The following is a 17,209-nucleotide window of genomic DNA, read 5'->3' on the forward strand; positions in this document are numbered from 1 at the left end:
TTTGCTTATACCACTTAAACTAATAGATGAAACTAAATAACATGACTAAAAATGAGAAAAGTGTACAAAAACATTTTTGGAGAAGTTATCTCCAAGAGCAATGCTATGAAACTAGATGAATATCATCTGTATTATTACGAGGAAGGTTCTGATTTTATAAAAGAGATTGAATTTATCAATGAAGACAGTATTTATAATATCAACTATTTTCTAAGTGATGGAGAAGATGAATCACAGGTAGTAGATTATCTGAAAGAGAAGTCCGATTTCTTTGATATTGAAAAAAAAGAAACCGATGACGGATTTATTATTTCCACGAATAAACTTTATTCTTTATCTGTAGACGAACTGCCCTTAATTTCAAAGACTGTTTTCAAAACAGATGATCCTGAAAATTTTATATGTTCCCAGGTTATTGATAATGAAACTCAGGAGCCACAACTTGAAAGAACGGTGAAATGCTGGTACACCAACGATGAGAACGGTGAAAAATACGCGGCTATAGAATGCAGTTATCAGGAAGACGGAAAACTGGAATTAGCCATTGATAAAACATCTGATCCTGAACATGAGGAAAACTGGACACATTATGATTATGATACTTTCCAGGATCTTCAAGAACGTATCGCAACGGATATCAGCTATTATAAAACCGCTGCATTACTTCCTAAAGAAGCCTATCAGAAATAATAATTCTCTCTTAATACCCAAATCAACTAATTATTTACTATATGGAAGAGAATTCAAACTTCTTCGCTGACAGAAAAAATATTATTTTGTAAAAACAAAATTGGAAGCCGTCTCACAAGTGAGACGGCTTCTTTTATTTTTATCCAAACTTCTTCTTTCTCAGCCAGAAGAATAATCCTCCGATAAGGCCTATAACTGCCAGTGGAAGCAATAAGTTAAACCATTGCCATTGGCTTTTTTCTTCTGTAATTCTGTACCTGTCCAGAAGTCTTTCTTCAATATTTCTGTTTCTTAGCTCCATCAGGTTGCTGTCGTCTAACAGGTAATCTAAAGCATTTCTAAGGAATTGTTCGTTTCCAAACTGTTCATTGGTCATCAGATCTACTCCCAACGGAAGCGGTTTTCCTTTGATTACTTTATTTCTTCCGACATCTCCGTCTGCGATAACAATCATTTTATTTTCCGGGCTGGATGTTTTAAAGCCAGGATAAGATTTTCTTTCAATTCTTGAAGCATAAGCAGAGTTGAACTTTCCTTCCAAAGCAACTGCAAAGATCTTTGGTGTGCTTGGTTTTTCCATTTGTCCAAGGCTGTCTACGCTTGCAATTTCTTTCAGATCCACATAATTCGGAACCTGTTTCAGCAATGTTCTTTCACTGGACTCGAAAAGTACCTTTGTTTTGATATTCTTTCTTCCCAATGTATCAATGGAAGTTGGAAATTCAAATTTCACAGGGTTGATATTTTTTGTAATCGGATTGTTGTTTTCAGCAATTCCCAGAGGATAATATGGCCAGGGTAAGCTTGTATACTGAGGATTTCCGCTTACTTCTCCGGTTACGAGTCTCAATAAAGCAAACTTTTTAACATCTTTCACCAATGCCGGATTGATTCTTAAGCCGTAGTTGAAAAAGAAATCCGTCATATTGATATCAATCGGGAAAGGCATCACTTTTTTAGATCTTGTTAAAGTATCCATTTCCGCATTTACTGCGTCAATCATCCAAAGTGTCTTCCCTCCGTTCATTATGTATTGATCAAGAATCACTTTTTCATTATCCGTAAAGGCTTTTCTTGGCTTTGCAATCACTAAAGCACTCATCTGCTTTAACAATGGTACGTCTGCCAATGAAAGTTCTGTTTGATTTTTAGGAATAATTGGCCCTGCATCATAATTTTCCAATGCCAGCTGAACAAAACCCTGAAACTCTTCCGGGCTCAATTCATCATGATTCACCAGAATCCCGATTTTCTTCTTCTTATCGGCAGCAATATTTTTGATATTGGAAACAAGGTTATATTCCAGTCCTTCAATAGACCTTGTCAGTTGCTCATCTGCATCAATACCTGCCTGCTGTACTACTAAAGGTATGGAAACTCCATCAGTTCCATGTTTGATTACAGCATAAGGAAAAAGGGTGATTTGCGAGATTTTGCCGTCTTTCACATCCGGAAGGATTGAAGGCTGCATTCCCATAGCCATAAGGGTGTCCTGAGACATTTTTGTTTTAATAGGATCGATAAATTTAAAATCGATCTTCGGATTGATCTTTCTGAATTCCTCCAGCATAAACTTCGTTTCACTCTGCAGCTGTTTGAAACTTGCCGGAAAATCACCTTCAAGATAAACCTCAACAGTAAGCGGCTTTTTAACGGATTCCAATACTTTAATCGTATTGTCAGAAAGAGTATATCTTTTTTCTTTTGTTAAGTCTAATCTGATTCCTGAATATGCCAGGATAATAACTAAAGGAATTATAGCAAATAAGAAAATTCCCAGTGGAGATTTAGCATTGATCTTCTTCATAATTCTACTTCTTTTTGTTAATAAAATGATTCGACAATACTAATGAAGCACCGATAATAAGTATAAAATAAGCAACATCTTTAAAATCAATAAGACCTCTTGTGAATCCTAAGAAATGTTGATAAAATCCTATATTCTGAAGAATAAAATCTGCTCCGCCCAATAGTTTATAGCTTGCCAGCTGTTCGATCCCAAAATACATGATAAAACACATAAAAACACCCAGCAGGTAAGCCATGATCTGATTCTGTGATAATGAAGAAGCTAAAATCCCCACTCCCGAAAATCCTGCAATTAAAATAATTAACCCTAAATAACTTCCGAAGGTCATTCCAAGATCTATATTTCCCACAGGAACTCCCAGAACATATACGGTATAAAGGTAAATTAGAGATGGAATAAGGCATAGAATCCCGACGATCCATACAGACAAAAATTTTCCTGTCACCAAATCCGACACTTTTAACGGTTGTGAAAAAAGCCAGTTGAGTGTTCCTGTTTGCTGTTCTTCCGCAAAAGTCTTCATAGAAAGCGCCGGAATGATAAACATTAACAGCCATGGAACCAATACAAAATAGCTCTGAAGAGATGCCATTCCGATCTCAAAAATATTAGAATCGTTGTCGAAAAAGAACAGGAAAAGAGTCGTAATCAGACTAAAAGCAGCAATGATCACCCATGCGCTCCAGTTTCCGAAATAACTCCAAAGTTCTTTCTTTAAAATTGCAATCATAGTTTTTTTGTAAAATGTAAAAGGATGAATGTATTAATGCATACACCCTACCTCACAATTATTTGTTTTTTTTATTTTTATTAACGAGTTTCACTGTCATCATGATCAGAAATACAAGAACGAAAAATCCTGTGATTAATTGCCACCAGTATTCAATTACCATTGATTTCAGAATAACGGTAAATACCACAAGAAACAGAATGAAGGTTGCAATTTCATTCGCCTGTCTGAGTTTGATATTGGCCGTAGGGATTGTATTCCCGTTTAAAGTCTTTAGTTGAAGTACTTTTTTCCAGCACCAATAATGATAAACGGCAAGACCGATAAGGAATGTCAGTTTTAAGTGGAACCAGCCCATTTTCATCAGTCCCGGATTCAGGAATATCATGACTAGTCCACATACCGCCATAATGACACCCGCCGGAACGGTAATAATATTCCACAGCCTTCTGGCCATGTATGTATACTGCTCTCTCAGAATTTTCTTTTTTTCTTCCGGAAATTCATCGGTATCCTTATAGTACACAAAGATTCTTACGAGATAAAAAATTCCCGCAAAATAGCTTACCATAAAAATAATGTGCAGCGCTTTGATTATAGTGTAAAGCATTCAGAAAAAATTAACAGCAAAGATAAGCTTTTATCTAATTTTTAAAAATAATTTTCTTTTGATCAGGAAAATATAATTAAAAATAGATTTCTATAAAAAATAGTTCGGCTCGGGGCAGCAAAGCTGCCCGAGCCGAACATTATATTTTCATTAGTAGAATCACAATTAAGAGATCACTCCCAGCTCTTTTCCAACCTTTTCAAAAGCAGCAATCGCTTTATCAAGATGTTCTTTTGTATGAGCAGCTGAAAGCTGTACTCTGATTCTTGCTTTTCCTTTCGGTACTACAGGATAGAAGAACCCGATTACATAGATTCCTTCATCCATAAGTTTTTCAGCCATTTTCTGAGACAGCGGCGCATCATAAAGCATTACCGGAACAATTGCAGCATCTCCGTCAGGAATATCAAAACCTTTTGCTTTCATTTCCGTTCTGAAATAGTCTGCATTTTCCATTACTTTATCACGAAGGCTGGTATCATCAGCAATCATATCCAATACCTTCAAAGCAGCACCTACAATTCCCGGAGCCAGAGAGTTTGAGAATAAATAAGGTCTTGAACGTTGTCTCAACATATCGATGATCTCTTTCTTACCGGAGGTAAATCCTCCTAAAGCCCCACCTAAAGCTTTTCCTAATGTAGAAGTAATGATATCCACTCTACCCATTACTTCGTTGGCTTCATGTGTTCCACGGCCTGTTTTACCAATAAAACCTGTGGCGTGAGAATCATCTACCATTACCAAAGCATCATATTTATCAGCAAGGTCGCACACTCCTTTTAAGTTAGCCACAATACCGTCCATAGAGAAAACTCCGTCTGTAACGATGATTTTAAAACGGTGATTTTTTTCAGAAGCTGCAATCAGCTGAGCTTCCAGATCAGCCATATTATTGTTTTTATATCTGTATCTCGCTGCTTTACACAGGCGAACCCCGTCGATAATTGAAGCATGGTTCAGTTCATCTGAAATAATAGCATCTTCTTCAGTGAATAACGGTTCAAAAACACCTCCGTTTGCATCAAAAGCAGCAGCATAAAGGATCGTATCTTCAAGACCTAAGAAATCTGCAATCTTTTTCTCCAGCTCTTTATGAATATCCTGAGTTCCACAGATAAAACGTACAGAAGACATTCCGTACCCATGAGACTGGATCATATCCTGAGAAGCTTTCATAACTTCCGGATTGTTGGATAATCCCAGATAATTGTTGGCACAGAAGTTTAAAAGTTTTTTTCCGTTAGCTTCTATTTCTGCACTCTGCTGAGAAGTGATGATTCTTTCTCTTTTGTAAAGTCCGTCATTCTCAATATTCTGAAGTTCATTCTGTAAATGTTGAAGGTATTTTTCAGAGATCATTTTAGTAATTTTTTAGATGTGCTAATTTACTAAAAAGGCAGTAAAATAAAACCTTTTATAAGTTTAATTCTAAAAAATTGATCCTACATTCAGTTTTAACATTAATAGTCTACTAATTTAGTAGGATAATATTTATATTTGTTTAAAATTTGAAAGCATGAGATTAAAGCAGGTACAGAAAATAAAGTCAATTAACTCAGAAACCTTTATCAAAAGCTATATGAAATCAAGGCTTCCTACCATTCTTGAAAATTTTATAAATCCCGAAAGTCCTGCTTTTAAAAAGTGGAATTATGATTATTTCAAAGAAGTTGCAGGAGATCAGATGGTCAATATTTATGGCAGTGAACTTGATTCTCTGGACAGAGTTGCAAGTGATCCAGTTGCGCAGACCACATTTTCAGAATATCTGGATCTGATCACAAAACGCCCTACCGAACACAGACTTTTCCTATTTAATTTATTAAAAATCAGACCTGAACTTAAAAACGACATCATTTACAACGATGTTACAGACGGTAAGATATTAAAATGGCTGCCTTTTATGTTTTTCGGAGGAGAAGGTTCCGTTACCAGAAATCATATTGATATTGACATGTCGCATGTGTTTATCACCCAATTCCGGGGAGTTAAAAGAATCTGGTTGTTTCCGTGGGAACAGTCTGATTTTATGTATAAACTACCATATAATTTTCACAGCCTTGTTCAGATTAAAAACCCTGATTACAGAAAATACCCAGCCCTGCTCTATTTAAATGGCTATGAAGCCATTCTCCATCCGGGAGAAACACTTTATATTCCATCCGGATGGTGGCATTATATACAATATGATACGGAAGGATATTCTGTTTCTGTAAGAGCTCTTCCTTCAAGCTCACTTGAAAAATGGCGTGGCTTTAAAAACCTGGTGATCACAAGGCATTTCGATAATCTGATGCGTAAGATTTTCAAAGAAAAATGGTTCGAATATAAAGTAAAAAAAGCTAAAATAAGAGGAGCAAGAGCTGCCAGAAAACAAAGAAGCTTTCAAATCTGAAAGCTTCTTATTGTATCATATTTTTTATCACAAAATCATATTTGATCCTGAAATATTAATGTTTAATAAACTTGATATTTTTCTCACCAATCGTGAAAATATAAGCACCGGGAACCAGTTCTGTAATTCCGATTGCTTTACCCGGCTGATAAGTTCCTCTTCTTACCAATTTTCCGTCAATTGCATGAATAGAGAAATCGGCTGCTTTACTAATTCCTTTCAGATAAAGTTCATTCTTTGCAGGGTTAGGATATAAACCAAAATTGTCTTTATCTACTGAAGAAACACTCAATGTATTGTCTTTGGTAACCGTAGAGTTTTTTTCCAGGATCTGATACTCATAATTGAACTGAACACTTGTAATCTGGAAAGGAACAGATTCCAGAAAATTCTGGTTATTTGATGTATTATTAAGTACCAGATAAGCGGTTTGTCCGGCTGCTCCAACCACTTTAACCGGTAAAGGCATTTCAAAAAAGCTTACTGTTGAACTACTCTGTGTCTGAGAAACATTGAATAATGCCTGATTTCCGTTCTGCATCCATTTAATGGTATAGGTAGGATATCCTTCACCATTCACCCAATCATTAAAAAATTCTGTAAAATCTTTTCCTGTAGACTGAAGTAAAGAGGCATTAAGGTCTGAAGTTCTTACATAGTTATAGGCCAATGCCGGTCTGTTATGATAATCTTTAAGAGCCTGATAAAAAGCAGTATCTCCTAAAATCCATTTCAGCATTCTCAAGACATAACCTCCTTTCGCATAGGAAAGTCTGCTGTCAAAAATTCTGTTTATACTGGAAAGGCCGCTATCCGGAACATAAACACTACCTCCTGGACTGCCAGTAATATAATTTACCTGATCCTGCAGATAACTTAAAAATTCCGTGTTTGACATGATAAGTTTTTCATAGGCCACATGTTCTCCAAAAGTAGCAAAACCTTCATTCAGCCAGATATCATTCCATGCGCCGCATGTTACTTTATCTCCAAACCACTGATGGGCCAGCTCGTGAGCAATAAGCGTTTTACTCCACCCTCCCATGGAAGACATGGTTTGATGCTCCATTCCTCCACCATACATAAACTCCATATGGCCGTATTTTTCATTGCGGAATGGATATGTACCGAAATAAGTTTCAAAAGTATTCATGATCTGCTTCGTCCATTCAATATTCGCCATACTGGTAGGATTCGAATTAGTAGACGGATAAATATAATTTACAAATGGGAACGGAGGATTTCCCATCGTGTCATTCAACTTAATGAAATTGGTAATGGAAAGTGCGATCAGATAGGCTGGTGTTGGATACATCGTTCTCCAGAAGGTAAGTTTTTTACTATTCGGAAGGGTTGTTTCAGACATCAGTTTCCCATTAGCTGCCACATTATATTGTGATGGTGTGGTAATTTTAAAATCAAATCTCTCAATTTTATCATTCAGGCTTTGTTTGGTTGGAAACCAGTCCTGAGCACCATATGGCTCATTTAAAGTAGAAAGAACCGGTGTACCGCCCTGAACAGAGGTTCTGAAAGCATCATTAGCCGTGGAAGGAGCTCCCGAATAATAAATGGTAAGAGAGTCTAATGTATTGGCAGGAATGGAAGCCGGAAGATCGATCTTTATTTCCTTTGATGAAAGCTGCTGAAAGCTCGTGATATTGGTTCCGTGATATTGCACCTGAGAAACCGTTAATGAATTGGAAAGATCAAAATAAATACTTCCCAAACTCTGAGTGGGTTTAAAATGAGAAGTCACCGAACCGGAAATATTATAGACCGCAGGATCCAGAGTAACATCCATTCTTTGATACTGAAGGTCATAATTCAGGGTATTGGGATTCACATTTCCAATGTTCATTTTGTGGGCAAAGGATTTTTTTTCCTTTTCTAACAGCCCTTTTCTATCTATGTTTTGGTCCTGTTTCTGCCCATAAAACGATTGAGACAATAAGAATCCCAATGCGAGAAGGTACAATTTTTTCATACTTCGAAATATTTAACCAAATATAAAAAAAACCTTTTAATCAATGATTAAAAGGCTGTTATAATATATAAAATAAAATATTTTTAGAGATCCAATGCAGGTTCAAGAATCTTCTCCATTCTCTTTTTTACCATATCTACGGAACCTGAATAGTTATTAACCATTAAAGAAAAAACTAAAGTTTTCCCGGAATTGGTTTTCAGATATCCTGCCAATGTTTTTACTTTATTTAAAGTTCCGGTTTTAGCAAAAACCTGTCCGTTCCCGCCCCCGATGAACATTCTTTTTAAAGTTCCGGATTGCCCTCCAATCGGCAGAGAAGTTAAATAAGATCTGTAATACTTTTCGTCCATCAGAGAAGTTAAGAACTTCACCTGAGAAATTGGAGTTACATTGTTGCTTCTTGAAAGGCCACTTCCATCAATATAATTCAAGCCATTCATATCAAACCCGGCATTTTTTAAGTGATCGGTTACTACTATTCTTCCTGATTCAGAAGTCTGGTCACCCATTTTCTGGAAACCTACTGTTCTTAACAAGGCTTCAGCTAGTGAGTTATCACTATGCTGATTCGTATAATAAATAATATCACTTAAAGTGGGAGATTTATACGCAGATAGCATTTTTCTGTTTTCAGGAGCAGTATCTGTCATTTTGGTGCTTACTTTCCCTGTAACAGGAATCCCGCTTTTTACCATTGTTGTTCTGAAAGAATTGGCAAGGTAAGCCGGTGCGTCAGGAAGTTTTGTTGTTAAAAGACCGTCTCCGTCATACTTTTCAGCATACACCATTTGGTGGGCATAAGGAGAAACGTAGAAAAACTTCTTTTCTGTAGAGAAGCCTCCTTTCTTTACGATCAATTTTTCGTTTGCAGGATTAATTCCCCGTGTTGTACCTACCGGCAGATAATAATTATTGTTCTCCAACCATACAACATTTTCCGGAAGCACTGAAATATTACCTTTGAAAAGCGCTGTCTGAATGATAATATCACCATTTACCTTTTTGATTCCCTCACGTGAAAGTCCTCCTATAAAATCTGAAATAATATCCCTGTAAGAAGAAGCTCCTGCTTTATTGGTTCCCAAAGAAGGATCACCACTTCCTACTATATAAAGATTTCCATTTAAAACTCCATTTTCGTCTACTGTTCCCGAATACTCCAGCTGAGTCATCCAACGGTAGTTTTCCCCTAAAAGGTTTAAAGCCGTCTCTGTTGTCAGCAATTTGGTAGTGGAAGCCGGAACTAAAGGAGTGTTTTCATTGTACGAAGAAATCACTTTCTTCGTTTTCGGATCATACACAACGAATCCCCAGGTTGCATTTTTCAGCACAGGATCCGCCATCATTGTGTTTACATTAATGTCTACAAGTTCTTTTGCTGACAAAACAGTTTTTTCCACCACCGAACTCACCGGTGAGGGCAGATTTAAACTGCTTTTCTGATTGTCATAATTCTGAGAATAAAGAACAGTAGAAACGGTAGATTGAGCCAGGAAAAGACCAGAAGCCAACACCGCCGCGCTTGAAATATATTTTCTGAAATTTACCATCTATCTTCTTTTTGTTCTATAGGTTTTGACTCTATAAAAAATGATAGGTTAAATCATTCAATTAAAAAGCCAAACACTTAATCAACGTCCAAAAGTAGAAATTATTGTTATATAAAGGACCACAGCCCCATTATAAAAGAGTGTAAATTTTGTTAAAAATTGTTAAAAATCCACAAAAACGTCTTTTTTAATGCTTTGATATGCAGTGATTTCATCAAATTCTTTCAAACTTATCAAAACCATATTCTTGAACTTCTCATAGTTTTTCCCCCGAGGAAGTTTAAGCATAATTTGAAACTGGTATAAATTGTTAAGCCTTGCAATCTGAGCCCTTTCCGGTCCCAAAACACAATCTTCCGGAAGGTATTTTCTTAAGATAGAACCCAGAAACTGGGAGGCCCGGTCTACTTTATCTTCTCTTCTATGCTTAAGCTCTATCATGATCAGCTTGGTAAACGGCGGATAATGAAATTTCTGACGTTCTGTAAGAATATATTTATAAATTTTCGCCGGATTATTCATCTTAATCAGCTGAAATACGGAATGATCAGGATTATAGGTCTGAATGAGAATCTTTCCTTTCCCTGAAACTCTCCCCGCCCTTCCTGAAACCTGTGTGATCAGCTGATATGCTCTTTCTTCCGCTCTGAAATCCTGAACATATAATAAGGAGTCCGCTTTAGGAATGGCAACCAGTTCAATATGATCAAAATCCAATCCTTTGGAAATCATTTGTGTTCCTACGATAATATCGGTTTCCCTGTCTTCAATCTTCTCATATAGCTTTTCATAAGCGAACTTTTTACGCATGGAATCTACATCCATTCTGTCCACTTCATTTTCAGGAAATAATTTAGAAACTTCTTCATGAATCTGTTCAACTCCTACACCTCTTTCATTTAGGTTTTCCGAATAACATTTCGGACAAGTTTTCGGTTTCGATGCTCTTTGCCCGCAATAATGACATTTCATTTCGTTGGCAGCTTTGTGATACGTCATTACGACATCACAATTGGAGCAGTAATTCACATATCCACAGCTTTCACATTCCACTACATTGGCATAACCACGGCGGTTGTGAAGGACAATAGCCTGATTTCTTTCATCTATTGTCTTTTTGATCTCTTCAATAAGTCTCAAAGAAAAATTCCCGGAAACCTTTTTAGATTCCTGAGCTTCTTTGAAATTGATCAGCTCATATTCCGGCAGATTAACATTCCCGAATCTTTCATTCAGGAAAACATATTTCATTTTATCTTTTCTGGCTCGGTAATAGCTTTCAACAGAAGGTGTGGCAGATCCTAAGATTACTCCTGCATTGTAAAACCCACCTACAACCAGTGAAGCATCCTTTGCATTAAAATAAGGTGAAACTTCTCTTGGCCTGTATGCAGAATCATGTTCTTCATCCACTACGATAAGTCCTAAATTCTGATAAGGCAGAAACAAGGCATTACGCGTTCCGATCAGAATACGGATATCATTCTGCTTAATTCTTCTCCAGACTTCCACTCTTTCAAAATCGGTTAGTTTCTGATGATAGAACCCCAGTTGTCTTCCATATTTTTTTTCTAATCTTTGTGTGATCTGTTTGGTAAGAGAAATTTCAGGCAGTAAGAACAGAACATTTTTTCCTTCTTTGATACATTCGTCAATTTTCTCAAGATAAATATGGGTTTTTCCGGATGAAGTAACGCCATGAAGCAGAACATTCTTCCCTTCTTCAAAAGCTTCGTCTATTTCAGACTTTGCCGTTTTCTGTTGTTCGGAAAGCTCTTCCAGCTCTTCTATTTCTCCCTCATAGCTTTCAATCCTGTCTTTCTGCATATAATATTCTTCCGCAAGGCCTTTATCTGCAAGTGCTTTGAAATGGGAGCTTCCGAAATATCCGTCTTCAAACAGTTCCGCTTTTTTGATAGGGGTATCAGGATGTTCAGTCTGTTTCTCAAGAATGGCAAGAAAAAGATCTTTTTGCTTTGGAGCCTTGTTCAGCTTCAAAAGAATCTCAGTAAGACTCTGATTATTCAAAATATCACTATTAATTCTTACATAGGCTACTTCCTTTGCTTTATATTTTTCAGCAATCTTCTCATCAATTTCAATATACTGCAGATCTATCAGTGAATTAATGGTCTTAATGATCTCTTTTTTAGGAATGAATGCTTCAATATCTGTCAGATTGATCAGCTGTCTGACCTCCAACGCTTGAATCAGGTACATTTCATTGACATCAAGGTTTTCGAAATCTACAACTGCACCTGGTTTTAATTTTAGATAGGTTTCACTTTCAAGTTTTAGAGATGAAGGAAAAGCAAATCTGTAAATTTCACCAAGGCTGCACAGATAATATCCTGAAAGCCAGTTCCAGAAGCTGATCTGCTCCCCCGGAAGAATCGGCTGATCATCTAGTATACTGATGACTTCCTTTGCCACAAAGCTTTCCGGCGCATTGTCATGCAGTTCAAAAACAATTCCCGTATAAATTTTCTTTCCTCCAAACGGAACCAGCACCCGCATTCCGGGTTGTATGTTGGACATCAGTTCTTCAGGAACTTTATAAGTAAAAGATCCTTTTAAATTCAGAGGTAAAACAATTTGAGCGTATTGCAAGGGAAATATTTAAACTGTAAAATTAATTTTTTCTTCAGAGAACTGCAACTTTACATACATTCTTTTGCGCTATCCAGAATACTTGTTTCAACGATGAGATTAACCACAAAAGCTGTGAAAGATTAAACATTTAAAATCATTCTTAACGAGAAACGTGGGATATAAAGGGTACATTCCTTCAATTAAAAAAGGAACTCTGTAATCTCATACCAAAATGCAGATGTAAAAAATCCGACAATAATACTGACTCCAATAATCAGGTTCGTCAATTTTGTATTTAATCTGAACTGTTCTGCAATAATACTTGAGGTTACTAAAGTTGGCATAGCGGCTTCAAATACTGTAATCTTGGCAATATCTCCTTTTATTTTAAATAGTAAAGCCAACCCTACGACCATTGCCGGAGCCAGAACAAGCTTGTAAAGCATAGACATCGACATTTGTGGAATCAGTTTTTTCCAACCGTTGAACTTCAGCTGTAACCCAACTGAGAATAAGGCCAAAGGACTCACCGTTGCTGCCAGTTTATCAAAAAACGGCTCTGCCACTGTAAAATCTATAAACTGTGATAATATCAATGCGGAAATACAACCAATTAGCGGAGGGAATGTTACCAGTCGTTTCAAAATAAACAAAGCACTTACTTTTCCTGATCTACTTCCTCCTTTAACCGCAGCAATAATTCCAAGAGTTGAAAGGGCAAAAAACATGGTCTGATCGCAAATAATAGCAATACTTAAGAGCCCTTCCCCATAAAAAGCGCTGATGAGAGGAAAACCAATGAAAGAGGTATTGCTGTATCCGCTTGCCAATTCCAATGTACTTCTCGAACGCCTTGAATAGCCTCTGCTTTTACTGTAAAACATCATAAAAAAGAAACAGAAAACAGAGATCAGAAATGTAGCAACAATCGGAAATAACATTTCTGTCGTCCATTGTACTTTAGGCAGATATTTAAATGAAACTGCCGGAAGAGCAAGATAAAGAATCCAGGTGTTGATGCCTTTATGAGCATCCGGGTGGATAGATTTTGTTGCTTTGAATATCATTCCTGCCATAATGCACACTGCAATAAGAACAAAATTTACCATAACTGTAAAGAAATATGATACAAATTTACGGCTGATTTTTGAGTTGGAAAGGTAAAATCTATACTTTTTTGGGTAGAATTCCTGCTAAGTTCCGGTAGTATTGGAATACAGGTATTTTATTATATCTCGCGGATTTTGCAGAATACGCTGATTTTACAAAGCTTTAAGTAAATAGTATCTTTATTTTTTAATTAATTCGTTTCCCAAAGACTCATCACCTCAACATTTTTCAAAGGTTTTGAGAGGATAATTCTTTTTGTAGTTTTGGGCAGAAGATCAAAAAAATTATCATTGAAATGAGTGTCTCCAATCAGATAAACATCTTTTGCGAGAACATCAGTGGATATTTCAATTTCAGTTGGAGATATCTTTTTGATTGTAATGTTTGGTTTTGTAAGTTTTAAATCTTTCGGTTTGTTAAAAAAGAATAGTTTTTCGTATTTCAGCTCTGCTTCCGAAATTTTTAAAACAGCTTTTGACAAGTCAAACGGAGCAAAATCAGATTTATGGATGCTCAATACTTTTTCACTCACATTTTCTTTTAATATTCCGGAATTGTTACTTTCCCAGAGTTTTTTCCCGTTAAAGTCTGTCAGTTCCAATTTCAAATTGAAGTTCGACTTTTTAAGTCCATCATTTATACCATATATATCATAGGTCTTATCTGTTTCTGTAACGGACACCATTACAGGCTCAAAGCTTCTTTTTGCCTGATAGTGGAATGCTTTCCAATTTCCAAGATAATCGATGGAAGACCATGAAACCACAGGCCAGCAATCGTTAAGCTGCCAGTATAAAGTTCCCATATTATATGGTTTTGCTCTTCTGTGAGCTTCGATGGCAATCTGCATTCCGCGGGCTTGCAGTAACTGGGAAACGTAATTGTATTTCACAAAATCTGTTGGAATATTATAATCCCGTTTCATATATTCATTAATGATATCCCAACCTCTTGCATGCTTTTCGTGGGCTTTGATACTCGGATTCTGTAAATTCAGATCCGGAGCTCCTGAAAACATAGATTTTGTTGTTTCAAGAGTCGGCATTCCCTGAAAACCGTATTCCGACATAAATCTGCCTACCTTTTCATTGTAAATTTCAAAAGGCTGCTCTCCCCACCAAACACCCCAATAATGGGAATCTCCTTCTGTAAGACTTTCTTTATGCCCCCACCCGATGGAAGGGGAACTTGGCCAATAGATATTTTTATCTGCTGTAAGATTTTCCTTTAACGTATTGGGAATCAAGTTATGAAACAATTTTTTATAATCCTTCCACACCTGCAGGGAATCATTTTTTGAATATTTGAATTGCTTCTGATATCCCCAGTTGACAATGGCTTCATCAATTTCATTATTTCCACACCATAAGGCTATTGAAGGATGATTCTGAAGTCTGTTGACCTGATCTTTTACTTCTTCTTTTACGTTATTTAAAAACATATCATCTGCGGGATAAAAACTTCCTGCAAACATAAAATCCTGCCAAACTAAGATTCCGTTTTCATCGCAGGCTTTATAAAATTCATCATCTTCGTAAATCCCGCCACCCCAGATACGGATCATATTCATATGAACTTCTTTGGCATCCCCGATAAGCTTTTTATATTTTTCTTTTGTAATTCTTGGTGAAAAACTATCTGCAGGAATCCAGTTGGTTCCTTTAATATACAATGGTTTTCCGTTAACCTTAAAGTAAAATGATTTTCCTTTGGTGTCTTTTTCCTGTATAAGTTCTACTGTTCGCAACCCTAATTTCATAGTTTCATCAGAGAGCAATTCCGAATCTTTATGTAATGAGAATTTCATATCATAGAGATAAGCCTCTCCCCAGCCATTAGGCTGCCAAAGCTTTGGATTTTGAATCGTAAAAGGAATTTCCAGCTGATTTTTCCCTTTCTTTAAATCAATCGTATTCGTTTTATTATTGATGATAAAGATGTACTTCCCTTCTTTTTCTGCTAAAATCGAAGCATGGATAGCTAACTCAGCTTTTTTATCTGATAACTTCTTCTGTTCAATTTTTATTGTTTCAATTTTGGCGGCATTCCAAAATTCAATTTTTATATCCTTCCATATACCTGCCGTTACAAGCCTTGGTCCCCAGTCCCAGCCAAACTGATATTGGGCTTTCCTTACAAAACTTCTCGGAGATTCCGGCATTGTGAAAGGAACCTGCTTAGCAAGTTTTTTTCCTTCTTCAACGGCAGATCTGAATATAATTTTCAGTTCATTATCTCCTTTTTTCAGCCATTCTTTCGCCGGAATTTCCCACTTTCTGAACATATTATCTGTCTTTTTCAGCAGTTTCCCGTTAAGGTAGATTTCTGAAAAAGTATCCAACCCGTTGAATACAAGATCCGCATGTTGGTTTTCTAATTCTTTTTGAGAAATATTAAAATGAGTCTGATATTCCCAGTCTTCATTTTCTACCCATTGTACTTTCTTTTCATTTTCGTCTTTGAAAGGATCTGAAATGGCTTTATTATTCATCAAATCCAGATGAACTGTTCCGGGTACTTTTGCTGAAAGCCAGTTTTGGTCTTTCTGGTTTTTAAACTGCCAGTTTTCAGAGGAAAGATTTCTTTCCAAAGACTGTGCAGCTACAAAATTCTGAATGAAAAGAAAGGCAAAAAGGATAGTTTTATTCATTAATAAGTTTGTTTACAATTCTATGGATTCCGTATTTAATCAATTCACTGTTAAAATTAATAAGCAGTCCCAATTTTAAATTGGTTTGTTTTAAATAGGTTAATGTCTGCGAATAAAAGATAGGATGTAACTCTAATACTGATTTAACTTCTACAATTACTTTATCTTCTATAATCAAGTCAATTTTATAAGCATTTTCTACAGTTATATCTTTGTATCTTAATGGTAAATAAACTTGTTGCTGTACATTAAACCCTTGATTTTTTAATTCATAAGCTAAAGCCATTTCATATGCATTTTCTAATAAGCCAACACCTAGGTTTTTATGCACTTCTATAGCAGCTCCTATTATTTTGTAAGATAATTCGTTTTCTGTCATCCATTTGTGTATTTTATGTTTTTTGTTAAATGTAAAACATTTTATTTTTGGAACGCAAAGCTTTATTTTTACAATAATATATTTTGAGGCAGCTAAGAATGAATCGATTTTCAATCGATTAGATAAAGCTCTTGCCTTATTTACCACACTTCATCAGCGACAGAGTCGCTTTTCTTTGCAACCTTAAAATAAAATGATCAATTAAGAAAGCTTTGCGTTTATTTTTCAATTTTAAAAGCCATAATCCTATGCATTTTTACTTCAACTTTTATTTTTGTTAAATATAAAGCACTTTATTTCTGGAACGCAAAGCTTTATTTTTATAATAATATATTTTGAGGCAGCTAAGAATGAATCGATTTTCAATCGATTAGATAAAGCTCTTGCCTTATTTACCACACTTCATCAGCGACAGAGTCGCTTTTCTTTGCAACCTTAAAATAAAACGTTCAATTAAGAAAGCTTTGCGTTTATTTTTCAATTTTAAAAGCCATAATCCTATGCATTTTTACTTCAACTTTTATTTTTGTTAAATATAAAGCACTTTATTTCTGGAACGCAAAGCTTTATTTTTATAATAATATATTTTGAGGCAGCTAAGAATGAATCGATTTTCAATCGATTAGATAAAGCTCTTGCCTTATTTACCACACTTCATCAGCGACAGAGTCGCTTTTCTTTGCAACCTTAAAATAAAACG

12 protein-coding genes are annotated in these 17,209 nt (G+C 35.9%); 2 read left to right on the plus strand and 10 right to left on the minus strand.

The window, feature by feature from the left end; translation table 11 throughout:
• Nucleotides 1-51: 51 nt before the first annotated feature.
• The gene (locus F3J23_RS13655; protein ID WP_167029865.1) at nucleotides 52-690 is read left to right on the plus strand and encodes a hypothetical protein; all 639 of its coding nucleotides are present in this window, start codon (nucleotides 52-54) and stop codon (nucleotides 688-690) included.
• Nucleotides 691-829: 139 nt separating this feature from the next.
• On the opposite strand, the gene gldG is transcribed toward F3J23_RS13655, so the two are convergent.
• The 4 genes from gldG to kbl all read right to left on the minus strand — a co-directional run bounded on the left by gldG (nucleotide 830) and on the right by kbl (nucleotide 5,202).
• Entirely contained in the window at nucleotides 830-2,497 is a 1,668-nt protein-coding gene (gldG, locus tag F3J23_RS13660) for a gliding motility-associated ABC transporter substrate-binding protein GldG (RefSeq protein WP_167029867.1), read from the minus strand.
• A 4-nt stretch (nucleotides 2,498-2,501) separates the two neighbouring features.
• Nucleotides 2,502-3,230, minus strand: coding sequence for an ABC transporter permease (locus tag F3J23_RS13665; protein ID WP_167029870.1), 729 nt, complete (start codon nucleotides 3,228-3,230; stop codon nucleotides 2,502-2,504).
• 58 nt (nucleotides 3,231-3,288) lie between these two features.
• Entirely contained in the window at nucleotides 3,289-3,840 is a 552-nt protein-coding gene (locus F3J23_RS13670) for a CopD family protein (protein ID WP_167029873.1), read from the minus strand.
• Nucleotides 3,841-4,005: 165 nt separating this feature from the next.
• Nucleotides 4,006-5,202, minus strand: coding sequence for a glycine C-acetyltransferase (kbl, locus tag F3J23_RS13675; RefSeq protein ID WP_167029876.1), 1,197 nt, complete (start codon nucleotides 5,200-5,202; stop codon nucleotides 4,006-4,008).
• Between the two features lie 157 nt (nucleotides 5,203-5,359).
• Here kbl and F3J23_RS13680 point away from each other — a divergent pair, with 157 nt between their 5' ends.
• Nucleotides 5,360-6,238, plus strand: a complete 879-nt coding sequence (locus F3J23_RS13680) for a cupin-like domain-containing protein (protein ID WP_167029878.1) — start codon at nucleotides 5,360-5,362, stop codon at nucleotides 6,236-6,238.
• A 55-nt stretch (nucleotides 6,239-6,293) separates the two neighbouring features.
• Here the strand turns inward: F3J23_RS13680 and F3J23_RS13685 are convergent, their stop codons facing one another.
• The 6 genes from F3J23_RS13685 to F3J23_RS13710 all read right to left on the minus strand — a co-directional run bounded on the left by F3J23_RS13685 (nucleotide 6,294) and on the right by F3J23_RS13710 (nucleotide 16,509).
• Nucleotides 6,294-8,225, minus strand: coding sequence for a M1 family metallopeptidase (locus F3J23_RS13685; RefSeq protein WP_167029880.1), 1,932 nt, complete (start codon nucleotides 8,223-8,225; stop codon nucleotides 6,294-6,296).
• An 83-nt stretch (nucleotides 8,226-8,308) separates the two neighbouring features.
• Complete coding sequence (dacB, locus tag F3J23_RS13690) at nucleotides 8,309-9,778, minus strand: D-alanyl-D-alanine carboxypeptidase/D-alanyl-D-alanine-endopeptidase (protein WP_167029883.1); 1,470 nt, start codon at nucleotides 9,776-9,778, stop codon at nucleotides 8,309-8,311.
• A gap of 162 nt (nucleotides 9,779-9,940) precedes the next feature.
• Nucleotides 9,941-12,388, minus strand: coding sequence for a primosomal protein N' (gene priA, locus F3J23_RS13695; protein ID WP_167029885.1), 2,448 nt, complete (start codon nucleotides 12,386-12,388; stop codon nucleotides 9,941-9,943).
• A 182-nt stretch (nucleotides 12,389-12,570) separates the two neighbouring features.
• Nucleotides 12,571-13,479, minus strand: coding sequence for an AEC family transporter (locus F3J23_RS13700; protein ID WP_167029888.1), 909 nt, complete (start codon nucleotides 13,477-13,479; stop codon nucleotides 12,571-12,573).
• Nucleotides 13,480-13,670: 191 nt separating this feature from the next.
• Nucleotides 13,671-16,130 (minus strand): beta-mannosidase, encoded by a 2,460-nt coding sequence (locus tag F3J23_RS13705; RefSeq protein ID WP_167029890.1) that lies wholly within the window; start codon nucleotides 16,128-16,130, stop codon nucleotides 13,671-13,673.
• Complete coding sequence (locus F3J23_RS13710) at nucleotides 16,123-16,509, minus strand: GxxExxY protein (protein ID WP_167029892.1); 387 nt, start codon at nucleotides 16,507-16,509, stop codon at nucleotides 16,123-16,125. Before F3J23_RS13710 ends, F3J23_RS13705 begins: the two co-directional genes overlap by 8 nt.
• Nucleotides 16,510-17,209: the final 700 nt, after the last annotated feature.

This window comes from Chryseobacterium sp. Tr-659 (assembly GCF_011752975.1).
In the GTDB taxonomy this organism is placed as follows: domain Bacteria; phylum Bacteroidota; class Bacteroidia; order Flavobacteriales; family Weeksellaceae; genus Chryseobacterium.